This window comes from Streptomyces sp. NPDC005303, assembly GCF_040607335.1.
Classification (GTDB): Bacteria; Actinomycetota; Actinomycetes; order Streptomycetales; family Streptomycetaceae; genus Streptomyces.
On the sequence record NZ_JBEXGM010000051.1, the window covers coordinates 23,439 to 35,953 of the forward strand.

At 70.5% G+C, this 12,515-nt stretch carries 14 protein-coding genes; 7 read left to right on the forward strand and 7 right to left on the reverse strand.

Annotated features, from left to right (window positions below; genetic code table 11):
- Nucleotides 1-21: 21 nt before the first annotated feature.
- From ABZT93_RS38040 to ABZT93_RS38050, 3 genes are all read left to right on the forward strand, one after another.
- Nucleotides 22-1,029 carry a plastocyanin/azurin family copper-binding protein gene (locus ABZT93_RS38040; RefSeq protein ID WP_356113297.1) on the forward strand — a complete coding sequence of 336 codons (1,008 nt, stop codon included), beginning with the start codon at nt 22-24 and terminating at the stop codon, nt 1,027-1,029.
- 109 nt (nt 1,030-1,138) lie between these two features.
- A complete protein-coding gene (locus tag ABZT93_RS38045; RefSeq protein WP_356113299.1) occupies nt 1,139-1,597 on the forward strand; it encodes a hypothetical protein in 459 nt (152 codons plus the stop codon).
- Nucleotides 1,594-2,268 (forward strand): cupredoxin family copper-binding protein, encoded by a 675-nt coding sequence (locus tag ABZT93_RS38050; RefSeq protein WP_356113301.1) that lies wholly within the window; start codon nt 1,594-1,596, stop codon nt 2,266-2,268. Before ABZT93_RS38045 ends, ABZT93_RS38050 begins: the two co-directional genes overlap by 4 nt.
- A 9-nt stretch (nt 2,269-2,277) precedes the next feature.
- Here the strand turns inward: ABZT93_RS38050 and ABZT93_RS38055 are convergent, their stop codons facing one another.
- A complete protein-coding gene (locus tag ABZT93_RS38055; protein ID WP_356113304.1) occupies nt 2,278-2,781 on the reverse strand; it encodes a CGNR zinc finger domain-containing protein in 504 nt (167 codons plus the stop codon).
- A gap of 118 nt (nt 2,782-2,899) precedes the next feature.
- Between ABZT93_RS38055 and ABZT93_RS38060 the strand changes: the two genes are divergently transcribed.
- Both ABZT93_RS38060 and ABZT93_RS38065 read left to right on the forward strand, forming a co-directional pair.
- Entirely contained in the window at nt 2,900-3,259 is a 360-nt protein-coding gene (locus ABZT93_RS38060) for a VOC family protein (protein ID WP_356113306.1), read from the forward strand.
- 28 nt (nt 3,260-3,287) lie between these two features.
- On the forward strand, nt 3,288-3,671 hold the full coding sequence (locus ABZT93_RS38065) for a VOC family protein (protein WP_356113308.1): 384 nt from the start codon (nt 3,288-3,290) through the stop codon (nt 3,669-3,671).
- A 55-nt stretch (nt 3,672-3,726) separates the two neighbouring features.
- Here ABZT93_RS38065 and ABZT93_RS38070 read toward each other — a convergent pair whose 3' ends face one another.
- The 4 genes from ABZT93_RS38070 to ABZT93_RS38085 all read right to left on the reverse strand — a co-directional run bounded on the left by ABZT93_RS38070 (nt 3,727) and on the right by ABZT93_RS38085 (nt 7,853).
- Complete coding sequence (locus tag ABZT93_RS38070) at nt 3,727-4,839, reverse strand: dipeptidase (RefSeq protein ID WP_356113309.1); 1,113 nt, start codon at nt 4,837-4,839, stop codon at nt 3,727-3,729.
- A 151-nt stretch (nt 4,840-4,990) separates the two neighbouring features.
- Complete coding sequence (locus ABZT93_RS38075) at nt 4,991-6,178, reverse strand: dipeptidase (RefSeq protein WP_356113310.1); 1,188 nt, start codon at nt 6,176-6,178, stop codon at nt 4,991-4,993.
- Nucleotides 6,175-6,672 carry a 5-(carboxyamino)imidazole ribonucleotide mutase gene (gene purE / locus ABZT93_RS38080; RefSeq protein ID WP_037900329.1) on the reverse strand — a complete coding sequence of 166 codons (498 nt, stop codon included), beginning with the start codon at nt 6,670-6,672 and terminating at the stop codon, nt 6,175-6,177. Before purE ends, ABZT93_RS38075 begins: the two co-directional genes overlap by 4 nt.
- Before the next feature lie 20 nt (nt 6,673-6,692).
- The gene (locus tag ABZT93_RS38085) at nt 6,693-7,853 is read right to left on the reverse strand and encodes a 5-(carboxyamino)imidazole ribonucleotide synthase (RefSeq protein ID WP_356113313.1); all 1,161 of its coding nucleotides are present in this window, start codon (nt 7,851-7,853) and stop codon (nt 6,693-6,695) included.
- A 178-nt stretch (nt 7,854-8,031) separates the two neighbouring features.
- Here ABZT93_RS38085 and ABZT93_RS38090 point away from each other — a divergent pair, with 178 nt between their 5' ends.
- Nucleotides 8,032-8,550 carry a GtrA family protein gene (locus ABZT93_RS38090; RefSeq protein ID WP_356113315.1) on the forward strand — a complete coding sequence of 173 codons (519 nt, stop codon included), beginning with the start codon at nt 8,032-8,034 and terminating at the stop codon, nt 8,548-8,550.
- A 43-nt stretch (nt 8,551-8,593) separates the two neighbouring features.
- On the opposite strand, the gene ABZT93_RS38095 is transcribed toward ABZT93_RS38090, so the two are convergent.
- Together ABZT93_RS38095 and ABZT93_RS38100 are read right to left on the reverse strand one after the other, a co-directional pair.
- Nucleotides 8,594-9,868, reverse strand: coding sequence for an ATP-binding protein (locus ABZT93_RS38095; protein ID WP_356113317.1), 1,275 nt, complete (start codon nt 9,866-9,868; stop codon nt 8,594-8,596).
- A 44-nt stretch (nt 9,869-9,912) separates the two neighbouring features.
- A complete protein-coding gene (locus ABZT93_RS38100) occupies nt 9,913-10,590 on the reverse strand; it encodes a response regulator transcription factor (protein WP_007382513.1) in 678 nt (225 codons plus the stop codon).
- A 296-nt stretch (nt 10,591-10,886) separates the two neighbouring features.
- Here ABZT93_RS38100 and ABZT93_RS38105 point away from each other — a divergent pair, with 296 nt between their 5' ends.
- Nucleotides 10,887-12,383 (forward strand): oligopeptide:H+ symporter, encoded by a 1,497-nt coding sequence (locus tag ABZT93_RS38105; protein ID WP_356113319.1) that lies wholly within the window; start codon nt 10,887-10,889, stop codon nt 12,381-12,383.
- Nucleotides 12,384-12,515: the final 132 nt, after the last annotated feature.

The following is a 12,515-nucleotide window of genomic DNA, read 5'->3' on the forward strand; positions in this document are numbered from 1 at the left end:
GCAAAAGCAAAAGGAGTTGCAGTGAGAAGCAAAGACGAGACCGCCGGCCGGCGAAGCAAGTCGCCGACCGGGAACCGGTCCCTGCTGTTCGCCGGCCTCGGCGCGGCCCTCGCCGCCGTGCTCAGTCTCGGGCTGCTGAGCGCGGCCACGGGTTCCACGACGGCCTCGCAGGCCGCGGGCGCGGCTCAGGCGCCCGCTGCCGCCGCAGCCGACATGGCCGACATGAAGGCCGCCACCCCCGACTACCAGGTCGACATCACGGGTTACAAGTTCGGCGACGGCAAGCAGCTCGTCGTCGAGGTCGGTCAGACCGTCCGGTGGACCAACCACGACAGCGCCCCGCACACGGTGACCACGACCAAGGCCCCGGTGGCCTTCGACTCGGGGACGCTGCAGAAGGGCGACTCGTGGTCGTACACCTTCAGCAAGGTCGGCACCTACGAGTACTACTGCGCCGTGCACCCGGACATGGTGTCGTCCGTGAAGGTCGTGGCGGCGTCCGGCGGTGGCGGTGGCGGTACGACGCCCGCGCCGACGCCGACCTCGACGGCACCCACGGCGACCCCGACGACGGCCCCCACGGCCACGCCGACGGCCGGCCCCACGTCGACACCGACCGGTATGCCGATGCCGACGTCCACGCCGACGGCCACGCCCACCAGCGGTGACGGCGAGCAGTGCACCAGCATCCGCAACGAGCTCCTGCCGATCCTCCAGCACCTCTACTCGGCGCACCTGGAGGAGTCGCCCGGCCAGCAGGTGCAGGACGCGCTGTCGCTCGACTCGTACATCAAGATGCACACGGTGTGGATCGAGAGCATCCTCAAGCCGGCCGTCAACGACGGCGGCACGGTGCTCGACAGCACGCTCAGCGTGCTGCTGGCCCACATCAACTCCGCGCACCTGGAGGAGTCGCTCGGGCAGCAGGTCAGCGATCTGCTGAACCCCGACGCCTACGTGAAGATGCACACCGTCTGGGCCGAGCACCTGCTCACGCCCACCACGGACTTCCTCACCACCAGCTGCTGACAGCTGGGTGGACGCCGTTCCGGCCGGGGCTCAGCCGGCCGGAACGGCGTCCACGGCCATTCTCCACACCCTCACCACATTTCGGGAACCGCTTTCCAAGGAGTTCGGGATGACAACCGTCACCCTGCCCACCGTTCCTCCGCCCCGCCGCCTCACCGTGGCCCCCGGCCGCTCCCTCGCCGAACTCACCGCCTGGTACGGGCCCTTGCCGGTACGGCGGCGTCGGGTGCCGCTCGCCACAGCGTCCCTGGAGACGCCCCCGGATGCCGGACACCCCGCGTTCCGCTTCGAGTTCGACCACAGTGAGCTGCGGGCCGTGCTCACCTCCGAGCGGGTCGAGGACCTGCCCGGCGACCGCCTCCAGCTCACCGCCGACCTCGTCCTCGACGACGTCGCCTTCCCCGTCCTGCTGCGGATGCGCGTGGTCGACCGCGCCGAGGACCGGCTGCTCGTCGTGGGCACGGCCCGGCTGCCCTACCGGCTGCTGCGCCGGGCCACCGCTTTCCGGCTGCCGTGGCGGTTGCCGGCCACGCGTCTGAGGCTGCTCGTCGCGGCGGAGTTCGCATGAGGGGGCTGCTGCGGGCCGCGGCGGCGCTCGCCCTTCTCGCCGTGTGGCTGCTGCCGTCCGGGCAGGCATCGGCGGCGAGCTACTCCGTGGCCATGAAGGGGTACGCCTTCTCGCCGGCGTCCTTGAGCGTGCCCGCCGGTTCCACGGTGACGTGGACCAATTACGACACGGCTCCGCACGACGTGAAGACCACCTCCGGTCCGCTCTCGATCCACTCCCCCATGCTGAACAAGGGCCAGAGCTGGAGTTTCACGTTCACCACGGCCGGTGCCTACGGTTATGTGTGCACGGTCCATCCGGACATGACGGCCGGGATCACGGTCCGGGCGGCTCCGGCACCCGCACCGGCGCCGGCAAGGACCTCGGCGGCACCGCGAGAGCACATGCACTCGACGCCGGCCCGGACGCCGTCACGTACCGCACACTCGGCACCGGCGATGACGATGCCATCCACGTCACCGACGCCGACACCGACGGCGCCCGGAGCGGCCGTACCGCAGACGGCGACGCAACCGGCGGCGGCGCAACCGCCCGCGACCCAGTCGGCGGCGGCCACGGCACGTCCTCTGGATCCCCTGCTCGTCCTGGCCGGCCTGGTGGCCGGGGTGGCGGTCCTGTGCCTCCTGCTGGTCGGTTCGAGGACCTCCCGAGCACAGCAGGAGGCACCCTGACGGCGGGACTCACCCCCTGGCCCGGTACCGCCGCATCTTCGCCCGGGCCCCGCACACCTGCATGGAGCACCAGCGCCCCCGCCCCGCCGGGCTCCGGTCGTAGTACGCCCAGTGGCAGTCCACGGCCTCGCAGGCCTTGAGGCGGATCCAGGTCCCCGCGACCAGCGACTCGGCGACGGCGGCGGCGACCCGGGAGAGGAGGGGCCGGGCGTCGGCGGGGGTGAGGGCCGCCGAGCCGTCGCCCGCGGCGACCGTGAGAAGTAGGGGTGCCGCCGTCAGCAACTCCCCCAGCGGCGTCACCGTGCGGTGCGGCGGGTGTCCCGCGTGGGCCAGCAGGGCGACCCGCAGCGACTCCCGCAGCTCGCGCGCCCGCGCCACCTCGCCCTCGGCGATCCCGAACCGCGCCCGCTCCTCCGCCGAGTCCAGCGAGTCGGCGCCCGACTCCAGGTCCACCGTGTTGACCAGGGACTCGACCAGGGCCAGTCCCCCGGGCGCGGGCGATCGCTCACTCATGGCTGCACGCTCCCTAGCTGAGGGAATTCCCTTGCGACGTTACCTCCTATGCGGGAGCATGCAGTAACCGTTACTGGTTACTCGGCTCTACAGGTAACCGTGCTTCGAGGAGGAAGCCATGGCCGTCGCCGAACTCGGAGTCGTCGTACTGGACTGTCCGGACCCCCGCGCGCTCGCCGGTTTCTACGCCGGTGTCCTCGGCGGCACCGTCGAGGGCGAGGGCGATTGGGTGGACCTGAAGACCCCCGGCGGACCGTCGCTGGCCTTCCAGGCCGCCCCCGGATTCGTACCGCCGAAATGGCCCGCCCCCGACGCCTCGCAGCAGTTCCACCTCGACCTGACCGTCCAGGACCTGGACGCGGCCGAGAAGGAGGTGCTGGCGCTCGGGGCGAAGCCCCTGGACGCCGAGGACCGCTCCCGCACCTTCCGTGTCTACGCCGACCCGGCGGGGCACCCGTTCTGCCTCTGCGCCTGCTGAACCGCCGGTCGAACCAGGAGGACCTCTCGTGACTGTCGCCCGTTTCCGTTCCATCGTGCTCGACTGCCCAGACCCCCGCGCGCTCGCCCGTTTCTACGCCGGGATCGTGGGCGGCACCCCGGAGGACGACGACCCCGACTGGGTGGTCCTGCGCGTCCCCGCCGGCCCCCGGCTGGCCTTCCAGAGCGCGCCGGGGCTCACCCCGCCCGAGTGGCCGCGGGCGGACCGCAACTCCCAGCAGTTCCACCTCGACTTCGACGGCGGGACCACATGGGAGGAGATCGACGCGGCCGAGGCCAAGGTGCTGGAGCTGGGCGCGCGACTGCTGCACGCCGAGGACAAGGAGGACTTCCGGGTGTACGCGGATCCGGCGGGCCACCCGTTCTGCCTGTGCCGTATCGACCCGGTGTAGCGCAGCCGGTCGTCCGCGCCGGTCGTCCGCCCCGGTCGCAGAACGGCGCCACCGGCTATCCGTCGAGCTCGGCGATCGTCGCCGTGGACGGCTCCCGCCGCTGCTGCGCCGCCCGCGCGGTGAAGTCGGACTCGCGCAGCACCCGCTGGACGTTGCCCCAGGTCAGCAGCGCCAGGTCGGCCTCGTCCCAGCCGCGGCGGAGCAGCTCGGCGACCAGGTGGGGGTAGCGGGAGGCGTCGCCCAGCTCCCGCGGATGGGCGGCGCCGGCGTCGTAGGTGCCGGACAGGCCCACGCACTCGGCGCCCGCGACCGCGCGCACATGGTCGAGGTGGTCGGCGACGTCCCGGACCGTCGGGCCGGTCTGCTCGGCGGTCAGCGGCACCATGCACAGGCCCTTGGCGGCGCCCAGCTCGGCGAGCAGGTCGTCGGGAAGGTTGGCCGGGTGGGAGCGCAGGACGCGGGCGGCGGAGCGGCTGAAGAGCACCGGTGCCCTGGACACCGCCAGGGTCCGCCGGGTGGTGGCCTCGGAGGCGCCGGAGAGGTCGGCGAGGACTCCGAGCTGGTTCATCTCCCGCAGCACCTCCTCGCCGAACCGGGTGAGCCCCGCCACGCTCGCCCAGGACACCCCGGACAGGGTGAGAACGCGCAGGCCGAGGGCGTGCAGGGAGCGCAGGATGCCGAGCGAGTCGCCGAGGGCGGCGGCACCGGCGGGGCCGAGCAGGACGGCGGCGCGGCCGCAGTTGCGGGCATCGGTGGTCTGTCCCGCGGTACAGGCGAGCCGCAGGCCCTCGGGATGGTTGCGTACGACCGTCTTCACCAGGTCGAGCTGTTCCAGGGTGGCGCCGACGGCACGGTCCCCGTCGATCCCCCCGGGCAGGTGCAGCGACCACATCAGGGCACCCACGTGCCCCTCCCTGAGCCTCGGCACATCCGTGTCCACGGCGCTCTCCCCGACCTCGAGGTCGTACCAGGGCAGGTGCCGCAGGGCCCAGGGCAGCCCGCTGTAGCCGTCGGCGACGGGGTGCGCGTCGAGGATGGCACGGGCGCGCTCCAGGAGCTCGGCGTCCGCGGCGGAGCCGGAGGTGGACGGCTGCGGAGCGGCCTCGAAGAGCCGGGGCAGCTCTCCCGCCTCGGCCGCGGGCTGCAGTTCGTCCTGGAGATCTGCCATGACGGGCTCCGTACGTCGTGATCTTCCTGATCGCCGTACGGTCACCGTCGCACGGAGCGCGGGGGGCTTCCTGGTGGGCGGGGCGTTCGGGGGTACGGCGGTTCAGGTGCCGTGTGCCGCCCCGGCCACCAGGTGGAGGGTCCCCGGACGCTCAGCCGTCGAGCTGGGACAGGGTCGCGTTGGACGGCCCCCGTGTCGCCTGGAGCTCCCTTGCCACGTCCTCCGCCGCACCCAGCACCCGTACCGCGTTCTGCCAGGTCAGCTTGGCCAGGTCGGGCTTCGACCAGCCGCGGTCCAGGAGCTCGGCGATCAGGTTCGGGTAGCCGGAGACATCGCTGAGGCCGTCCGGGGTGAACGCCGTGCCGTCATAGTCGCCGCCGATGCCGATGTGGTCCACGCCGGCCACCTCGCGCATGTGGTCCAGGTGGTCGGCGACCGTCGCGACCGTGGCGACCGGGCGCGGGTTGCGCTCCTCGAAGGCGCGGTGCACCTTCATCGCGTCGGGGGTGGTCGCGAGGTGGTGGAAGCCGTGCTCGCGCATGTTCTCGTCGGCCGCGGCCGTCCAGTCGACGGCGGCCTGCAGGACGAACTTCGGGACGAAGGTCACCATCGCCATGCCGCCGTTGGACGGGAGGCGCTCCAGGACGTCGTCCGGGATGTTGCGCGGGTGGTCGCACACCGCTCGCGCGGAGGAGTGCGAGAAGATCACCGGCGCCTGGCTCGCGTCCAGCGCGTCCCGCATGGTCGTCGCCGCCACGTGCGAGAGGTCCACGAGCATGCCCTCGCGGTTCATCTCCCGGACCACCGCACGGCCGAAGGCGGAGAGCCCGCCGACACCGGGTTCGTCCGTCGCCGAGTCCGCCCAGTCCACGTTGTCGTTGTGGGTGAGGGTCATGTAGCGCACGCCGAGGGCGTACAACGCGCGTAGCGTGGCGAGGGAGTTGGCGATGGAGTGGCCGCCCTCGGCCCCCATGAGGGAGGCGATACGGCCTTCCGCGCGCGCCGCCTCCATGTCCGCGGCGGTGCGCGCGGCGCGCAGCTCGGACGGGTACCGCGCGATCAACTGCCGTACGCAGTCGATCTGTTCCAGCGTCGCCGGCACCGCGCCCGGCAGGTCCGAGCGGACGTACACCGACCAGTACTGCGCGCCGACCCCGCCCGCCCTGAGCCGGGCCAGGTCGGTGTGCAGGTGGGCCGACTGGTCGGTGGCGATGTCACGGGCGTCGAGGTCGTAACGGACCTGTTCGCGCAGCGCCCACGGGAGGTCGTTGTGGCCGTCGACGACCGGGAACTCGCGCAGGAGTTCCCGGGCCGTCTCCAGCGGTGACCCGGCCGTCACTTGCCGAAGCCGAAGCCGTTGGAGCCCTCGACCTTGGACCGCAGGCGCTTGCCCTTCTCGGTGGCCTGGTCGTTCAGCTCCTGCTGGAACTCCCGCATCCGGCCGAGGAGTTCCTCGTCGTGCGCGGCGAGGATGCGGGCCGCGAGCAGACCGGCGTTGCGGGCGCCGCCGACGGAGACGGTCGCGACGGGGACCCCGGCCGGCATCTGCACGATGGACAGAAGGCTGTCCATGCCGTCGAGGTACTTCAGCGGGACCGGGACGCCGATGACCGGGAGGGGCGTGACGGAGGCGAGCATGCCCGGGAGGTGGGCGGCTCCTCCGGCCCCCGCGATGATCGCCTTCAGGCCCCGCTCGGCCGCCTGCTCGCCGTACGCGATCATCTCGCGCGGCATGCGGTGCGCGGAGACGACGTCGACCTCGTACTCGATCTCGAACTCGTCGAGGGCCTGGGCGGCGGCCTCCATGACGGGCCAGTCGCTGTCCGACCCCATGACGATGCCTACAACGGGGCTCATTCGGTGATCGTGCCTCTCAGGTAGCCGGCAGCGTGACGTGCGCGTTCGAGAACGTCGTCCAGGTCGTCGCCGTAGGTGTTGACGTGGCCCACCTTGCGGCCGGGCTTCACGTCCTTGCCGTACATGTGGATCTTCAGTTTGGGGTCGCGGGCCATGCAGTGCAGGTACGCGGAGTACATGTCGGGGAAGTCGCCGCCGAGGACGTTGACCATCACGGTCCACTTCGCGCGGGGGCGCGGGTCGCCGAGCGGGAGGTCGAGGACGGCCCGGACGTGGTTGGCGAACTGCGAGGTGATCGCGCCGTCCATCGACCAGTGGCCGGAGTTGTGCGGGCGCATCGCGAGCTCGTTGACCAGAATGCGGCCGTCGCGGGTCTGGAACAGCTCGACGGCGAGGTGGCCGACGACGTCCAGTTCCTTGGCGATGTTGAGGGCCATCTCCTCGGCCTTGAGCGCAAGGGCCTCGTCCAGGTCCGGGGCCGGGGCGATCACTGTGTCGCAGACGCCGTTGACCTGCTGGGACTCGACGACCGGGTAGGCGACGGCCTGGCCGTGCGGCGACCGTACGACGTTGGCGGCGAGCTCGCGGACGTAGTCGACCTTCTCCTCGGCGAGGACGGGGACACCGGCCCGGAAGGGGTCGGCGGCCTCCTCGACCGAGTCGACCACCCACACGCCCTTGCCGTCGTAGCCGCCGCGGACGGTCTTGAGGACGACGGGGAAGCCGTCGCCTTCGGCGCCTTCGGGGAGACCTTCCGCCGCGAAGGCCGCCACGTCCTCGGGATCGCTGACGATCCGGTGCCGTGGGCACGGCACCCCGATCGCGTCGAGCCGCGCGCGCATCACGCCCTTGTCCTGGGCGTGCACGAGCGCGTCGGGGCCGGGGCGCACGGGGATGCCGTCCGCCTCCAGGGCTCTGAGGTGCTCGGTGGGTACGTGTTCGTGATCGAAGGTGATCACATCGCACCCGCGCGCGAAGTCGCGCAGCGTGTCGAGGTCGCGATAGTCGCCGATGACGACATCGCTCACCACCTGCGCCGCGGAATCCTGAGGGGTGTCACTGAGGAGCTTGAACCTGATGCCGAGCGGGATGCCTGCTTCGTGTGTCATACGCGCGAGCTGGCCCCCGCCGACCATGCCGACTACCGGGAACGTCACGACACCAGGGTATCGGTCGCGCCACGGCGGCCGGATTCCGCGCCTCTTACCGGTCCTCTTACCAGCTTGTTTCCTTGTGTGTGAGTTCATGCACAGGCAGCGGGCGAGAGGGGTGGTTAGCATGGCTGAGTTGACGAAATCACTCGACTGACCGACCCGACTGGGGGACTGCACAACCATGGGACATGGTTCCTCAGGGCTGCGAAGGATCGTTCGCGAAGTCGCCAAGTTCGGTGCGGTGGGCGGAGCGGGGCTCCTCGTCAACCTCGTCGTGTTCAACGTCGTCCGGCATCTCACCGACCTTCCGGTGGTCCGGGCGAGCGTCGTGGCCACGGTGGTGTCGATCGTCTTCAACTACATAGGGTTCCGTTACTTCACGTACCGCGACCGCGACAAGAGCGGCCGTACGAAGGAACTGACCCTGTTCCTGCTGTTCAGCGTGGTCGGCCTGGTCATCGAGAACGGCATCCTGTACGCCGCGACCTACGGCTTCGGCTGGGACAGCCCCCTGCAGAGCAACATATTCAAGTTCGTCGGCATCGGCATCGCCACCCTCTTCCGCTTCTGGTCCTACCGCAGCTGGGTCTTCAAGGCCCTCCCGGTCCGCGAGGCCGTGGCGAGCGCGGAGTCCTTCCTGGAGGAGGCCGAGCAGGCGGTGACCAGGAAGCCTCCCCGGCCCCGGCAGCGGGCGCTCTGACCCGGCGCTGACGCCGGTCCGCTCTCGGTTCAGCCCGCGCGGCTCACCGCACCATCGGCTCGTCGTCGTCGAGCACCGCCGACTTCAGCGGGGTGCGGGAGAGGAACAGGCCGAAGACCGGGGGCTGGGCCTGGAGCATCTCCAGACGGCCGCCGTCGGCCTCCGCCAGGTCCCGGGCGACCGCGAGGCCGATGCCCGTGGAGTTGCGACCGCTGATCGTGCGCTCGAAGATCCGCGCGCCGAGGTCGGCGGGGACGCCGGGGCCCTCGTCGGTGACCTCGATGACGGCCTGGTTGCCGGTGACGCGGGTGCGCAGCGCGACCGTGCCGCCGCCGTGCATGAGGGAGTTCTCGATCAGCGCGGCCAGCACCTGGGCCACCGCGCCCGGCGTGCCGACGGCCGTGAGGTGGCGTTTGCCGGAGCTCACGATCGCCCGGCCGGCACTGCGGTACGCGGGCCGCCACTCCGCGAGCTGCTGCTGGATGACCTCGTCGAGGTCGAAGGTGACGGCGTTGCCGGCCCGGGGGTCACGGGAGTTGGTCAGCAGCCGCTCGACGACGTCCGTCAGCCGCTCCACCTGGGTCAGCGCGACGTTCGCCTCCTCCTTCACCGTGTCCGGGTCGTCGGTGAGGGTGATCTCCTCCAGGCGCATCGACAGGGCGGTCAGCGGTGTCCGCAGCTGGTGGGAGGCGTCGGCGGCCAGGCGCCGTTCCGCCGTCAGCATGCGGGCGATGCGCTCGGCCGAGGAGTCCAGCACATCGGCGACCCGGTCCAGCTCGGGGACGCCGTAGCGCTTGTGCCGGGGGCGCGGGTCGCCGGAGCCGAGGCGTTCCGCGGTCTCGGCGAGGTCGGTCAGGGGCGAGGCCAGCTTGTTGGCCTGGCGGATCGCGAGCAGCACCGCGGCGATCACCGCGAGCAGCGCCACCAGGCCGATGATCAGGAGGGTGCGGCCGACCTCCCGGGTCACCGAGGAGCGCGGCTCCTGCACGGTGACCGACTCGCCCTCCTCGCCCTTCTGCGTGGAGCTGATGACCTGACCGGACGGCTTGGCGCCGACCTCGATCGGCTTCTCACCGGGGACCCGGATCACGGCGTACCGTTCCTGGGCGACCTGAGCGCGCAGGATCTCCGCGGTCACGTCCTCATGGGCGAACAGCCGGCTGTCCACGATCCCGGTCAGCCGGATCGCCTCGGAGTCGACCCGCTCCTGGGCACTGTTGCTGATGGTGCGGGTCTCGACGATGACGAGGGAGACGCCGAAGACGGCGATCACCACGAGCACCACGGCGAGCGTGGACTGGATCAGTCGACGGCGCATGTCCTCTTACCTGCTAGACGGATACCCCCGACGGGCCCCGGGGTTCAGCTCTTCTCGAAGCGGAAGCCCACTCCTCGCACCGTCGCGATGTACCGCGGGTTGGCCGCGTCGTCGCCGAGCTTCTTGCGGAGCCAGGAGATGTGCATGTCGAGGGTCTTGGTCGACGACCACCAGGTCGTGTCCCAGACCTCGCGCATGAGCTGGTCCCGGGTCACCACCCGGCCGGCGTCCCGCACCAGAACCCGCAGCAGGTCGAACTCCTTCGCGGTGAGCTGGAGTTCCTCGTCGCCCATCCACGCCCGGTGCGACTCGACGTCGATCCGCACCCCGTGGGTGGCCGGCGGCTGCGCGGGCTCGGCCGCCCCGCGCCGCAGCAGGGCCCGGACCCGGGCGAGCAGTTCGGCGAGCCGGAAGGGCTTGGTCACGTAGTCGTCGGCGCCCGCGTCGAGACCGACGACGGTGTCCACCTCGTCGGCACGCGCGGTCAGGATGAGGATCGGTACGGCGTGGCCCTCGGCGCGCAGTCGGCGGGCCACCTCGAGGCCGTCCATGCCGGGCAGACCCAGGTCGAGGACGACCAGGTCGATGCCGCCCTGCATTCCGGCGTCGAGTGCGGTGGGGCCGTCCTCACGCACCTCGACCTCGTACCCTTCCCGGCGCAGGGCACGGGCCAGCGGCTCCGAAATGGACGCATCGTCCTCGGCGAGCAGTACACGGGTCATGAGCTGATGGTAGACCGCTCTTGACAGATGCTGGGGTGTGATCACAACCCGGGGGTTCTTACCTTTCGTGGATCTGGTGTGAACCTGTGACTGTGCGGTGCCGTTTGCGTAGAGACCTTAGAAACCGGGTGTACGGTTCCTCCGCCACCTGTGATTCACCTCTCAAGTCCTTCCATTTCAGTCAGTATCCTGTCGTATGGTGAATCAATGCCTGTCGCATCGTGGGGACCTTTGGCGCGCATCCGTCGCTGAAGGTCTCTTTTGTGTGCGGTAATCCCCACCAGCAAGGAACGACCATGGCGTCCAGCCTGACGAAGGACTCGGTGACTCCGGGCACCCCCGGTTCCGACAAGACCTTCTTCGGCCACCCCCGCGGACTGGCCACACTCTTCATGACCGAGATGTGGGAGAGGTTCTCCTACTACGGCATGAGGGCTCTGCTCCCGCTGTACCTCGTCGCCCCGGGCGGCCTGCACCTCAGCCCCGCGACCGCGACCGCGATCTACTCCGTGTACGTGTCGCTCGTGTACCTGCTCGCGATGCCGGGCGGCTGGTTCGGCGACCGCGTGTGGGGACCCCGCAAGACCGTCGCCGTCGCCGGTGCCGTGATCATGCTCGGTCACCTCACGCTGGCCCTGCCCTCCTCGGGCACCTTCTACGCCGGCCTCGGCCTGGTGGCGATCGGCTCCGGTCTGCTGAAGGCCAACATCTCCACGATGGTCGGCCACCTCTATGAGGGCCCGGACGACGCCCGCCGCGACGGCGGCTTCACGGTCTTCTACATGGGCATCAACCTCGGTGCCTTCGCCGCGCCGCTGGTCATCGGCACCATCGGCGAGAACGTCAGCTGGCACCTGGGCTTCGCGCTCGCCGCGGTCGGCATGGCCATCGGTCTGGCCCAGTTCCTGATCGGCAGCCGTCATCTGGCCGACCGCTCCAGCGTCGTCCCGACGCCGCTGTCCGACGCGGAGAAGTCCTCCACCCTGCGCAAGGCCGCGATCTGGGCCGGCATCGCCGTCGTCTTCTACGCGATCGTCGGCTTCTCCGGCCACTACACGCTGAACTGGATCCTGGTCCCGCTGACCCTGCTCGGTGTGATCATCCCGGTGATGGTCCTGGCCAACATCAAGCGCGACAAGGACCTGGACCGCACCGAGCAGAAGTCGATGTCCGCGTACATCTGGTTCTTCGTGGCCGCGGCCGTGTTCTGGATGATCTACGACCAGGGCGGCTCGACCCTGTCGATCTTCGCCGATTCCTCCGCCGAGAACAGCGTCCTCGGCTGGACGTTCCCGGTCTCCTGGTACCAGTCGGTCAACCCCGTCCTCATCATGGCGCTGGCCCCGGTCTTCGCCTGGTTCTGGCTGGCGCTGAACCGGCGGGGCAAGGAGCCGAGCACCGCCGTGAAGTTCGCCTCGGGTCTGGTGCTCGTCGGTGCGTCCTTCTTCCTGTTCCTCGCGCCGCTGGCCATCGCGGACGGTGGCCACAAGGCCGCCGCGATGTGGCTGGTCGCGATCTACTTCGTGCAGACCGTGGGCGAGCTGCTGCTGTCCCCGGTGGGTCTCTCGGTGACCACGAAGATGGCTCCCTCGAAGTACGCCTCGCAGATGATGGGCGTCTGGTTCCTCGCAGTGACCGCGGGTGACGCGACGACCGGGTTGCTGTCCATCGCCGGGGTCGACCTCAACAAGACGGGAGTGGTGGCTCTGGAGGCCACGCTCGCCGTGCTCGCCGGTGTCGCGGTGTGGATGTACCGCAACCGGGTCAAGGAGCTCATGGGCAGCGTGCGCTGAAACCGACGGGGCGTCGAGACCCCGCTGGGTCTGACAGGAGCACGAGGCCCGCGCGGGCGGCGAGTTCGGCGCCGGTGACCCGGTCCATGTCGTTGAACTCCACGCGCTCGGGGTGCCGCAGGAGGATCATGA

Coding starts and splice junctions, on each gene's coding strand:
- ABZT93_RS38070 (WP_356113309.1), bottom strand. CDS start 4,839: ATGGCAGATCTCCAGGACGAACTGCAGCCCGCGGCCGAGGCGGGAGAG.
- ABZT93_RS38060 (WP_356113306.1), top strand. CDS start 2,900: ATGGCCGTCGCCGAACTCGGAGTCGTCGTACTGGACTGTCCGGACCCC.
- ABZT93_RS38100 (WP_007382513.1), bottom strand. CDS start 10,590: ATGACCCGTGTACTGCTCGCCGAGGACGATGCGTCCATTTCGGAGCCG.
- ABZT93_RS38050 (WP_356113301.1), top strand. CDS start 1,594: ATGAGGGGGCTGCTGCGGGCCGCGGCGGCGCTCGCCCTTCTCGCCGTG.
- ABZT93_RS38045 (WP_356113299.1), top strand. CDS start 1,139: ATGACAACCGTCACCCTGCCCACCGTTCCTCCGCCCCGCCGCCTCACC.
- ABZT93_RS38055 (WP_356113304.1), bottom strand. CDS start 2,781: ATGAGTGAGCGATCGCCCGCGCCCGGGGGACTGGCCCTGGTCGAGTCC.
- ABZT93_RS38095 (WP_356113317.1), bottom strand. CDS start 9,868: ATGCGCCGTCGACTGATCCAGTCCACGCTCGCCGTGGTGCTCGTGGTG.
- ABZT93_RS38105 (WP_356113319.1), top strand. CDS start 10,887: ATGGCGTCCAGCCTGACGAAGGACTCGGTGACTCCGGGCACCCCCGGT.
- ABZT93_RS38090 (WP_356113315.1), top strand. CDS start 8,032: ATGGGACATGGTTCCTCAGGGCTGCGAAGGATCGTTCGCGAAGTCGCC.
- purE (WP_037900329.1), bottom strand. CDS start 6,672: ATGGGGTCGGACAGCGACTGGCCCGTCATGGAGGCCGCCGCCCAGGCC.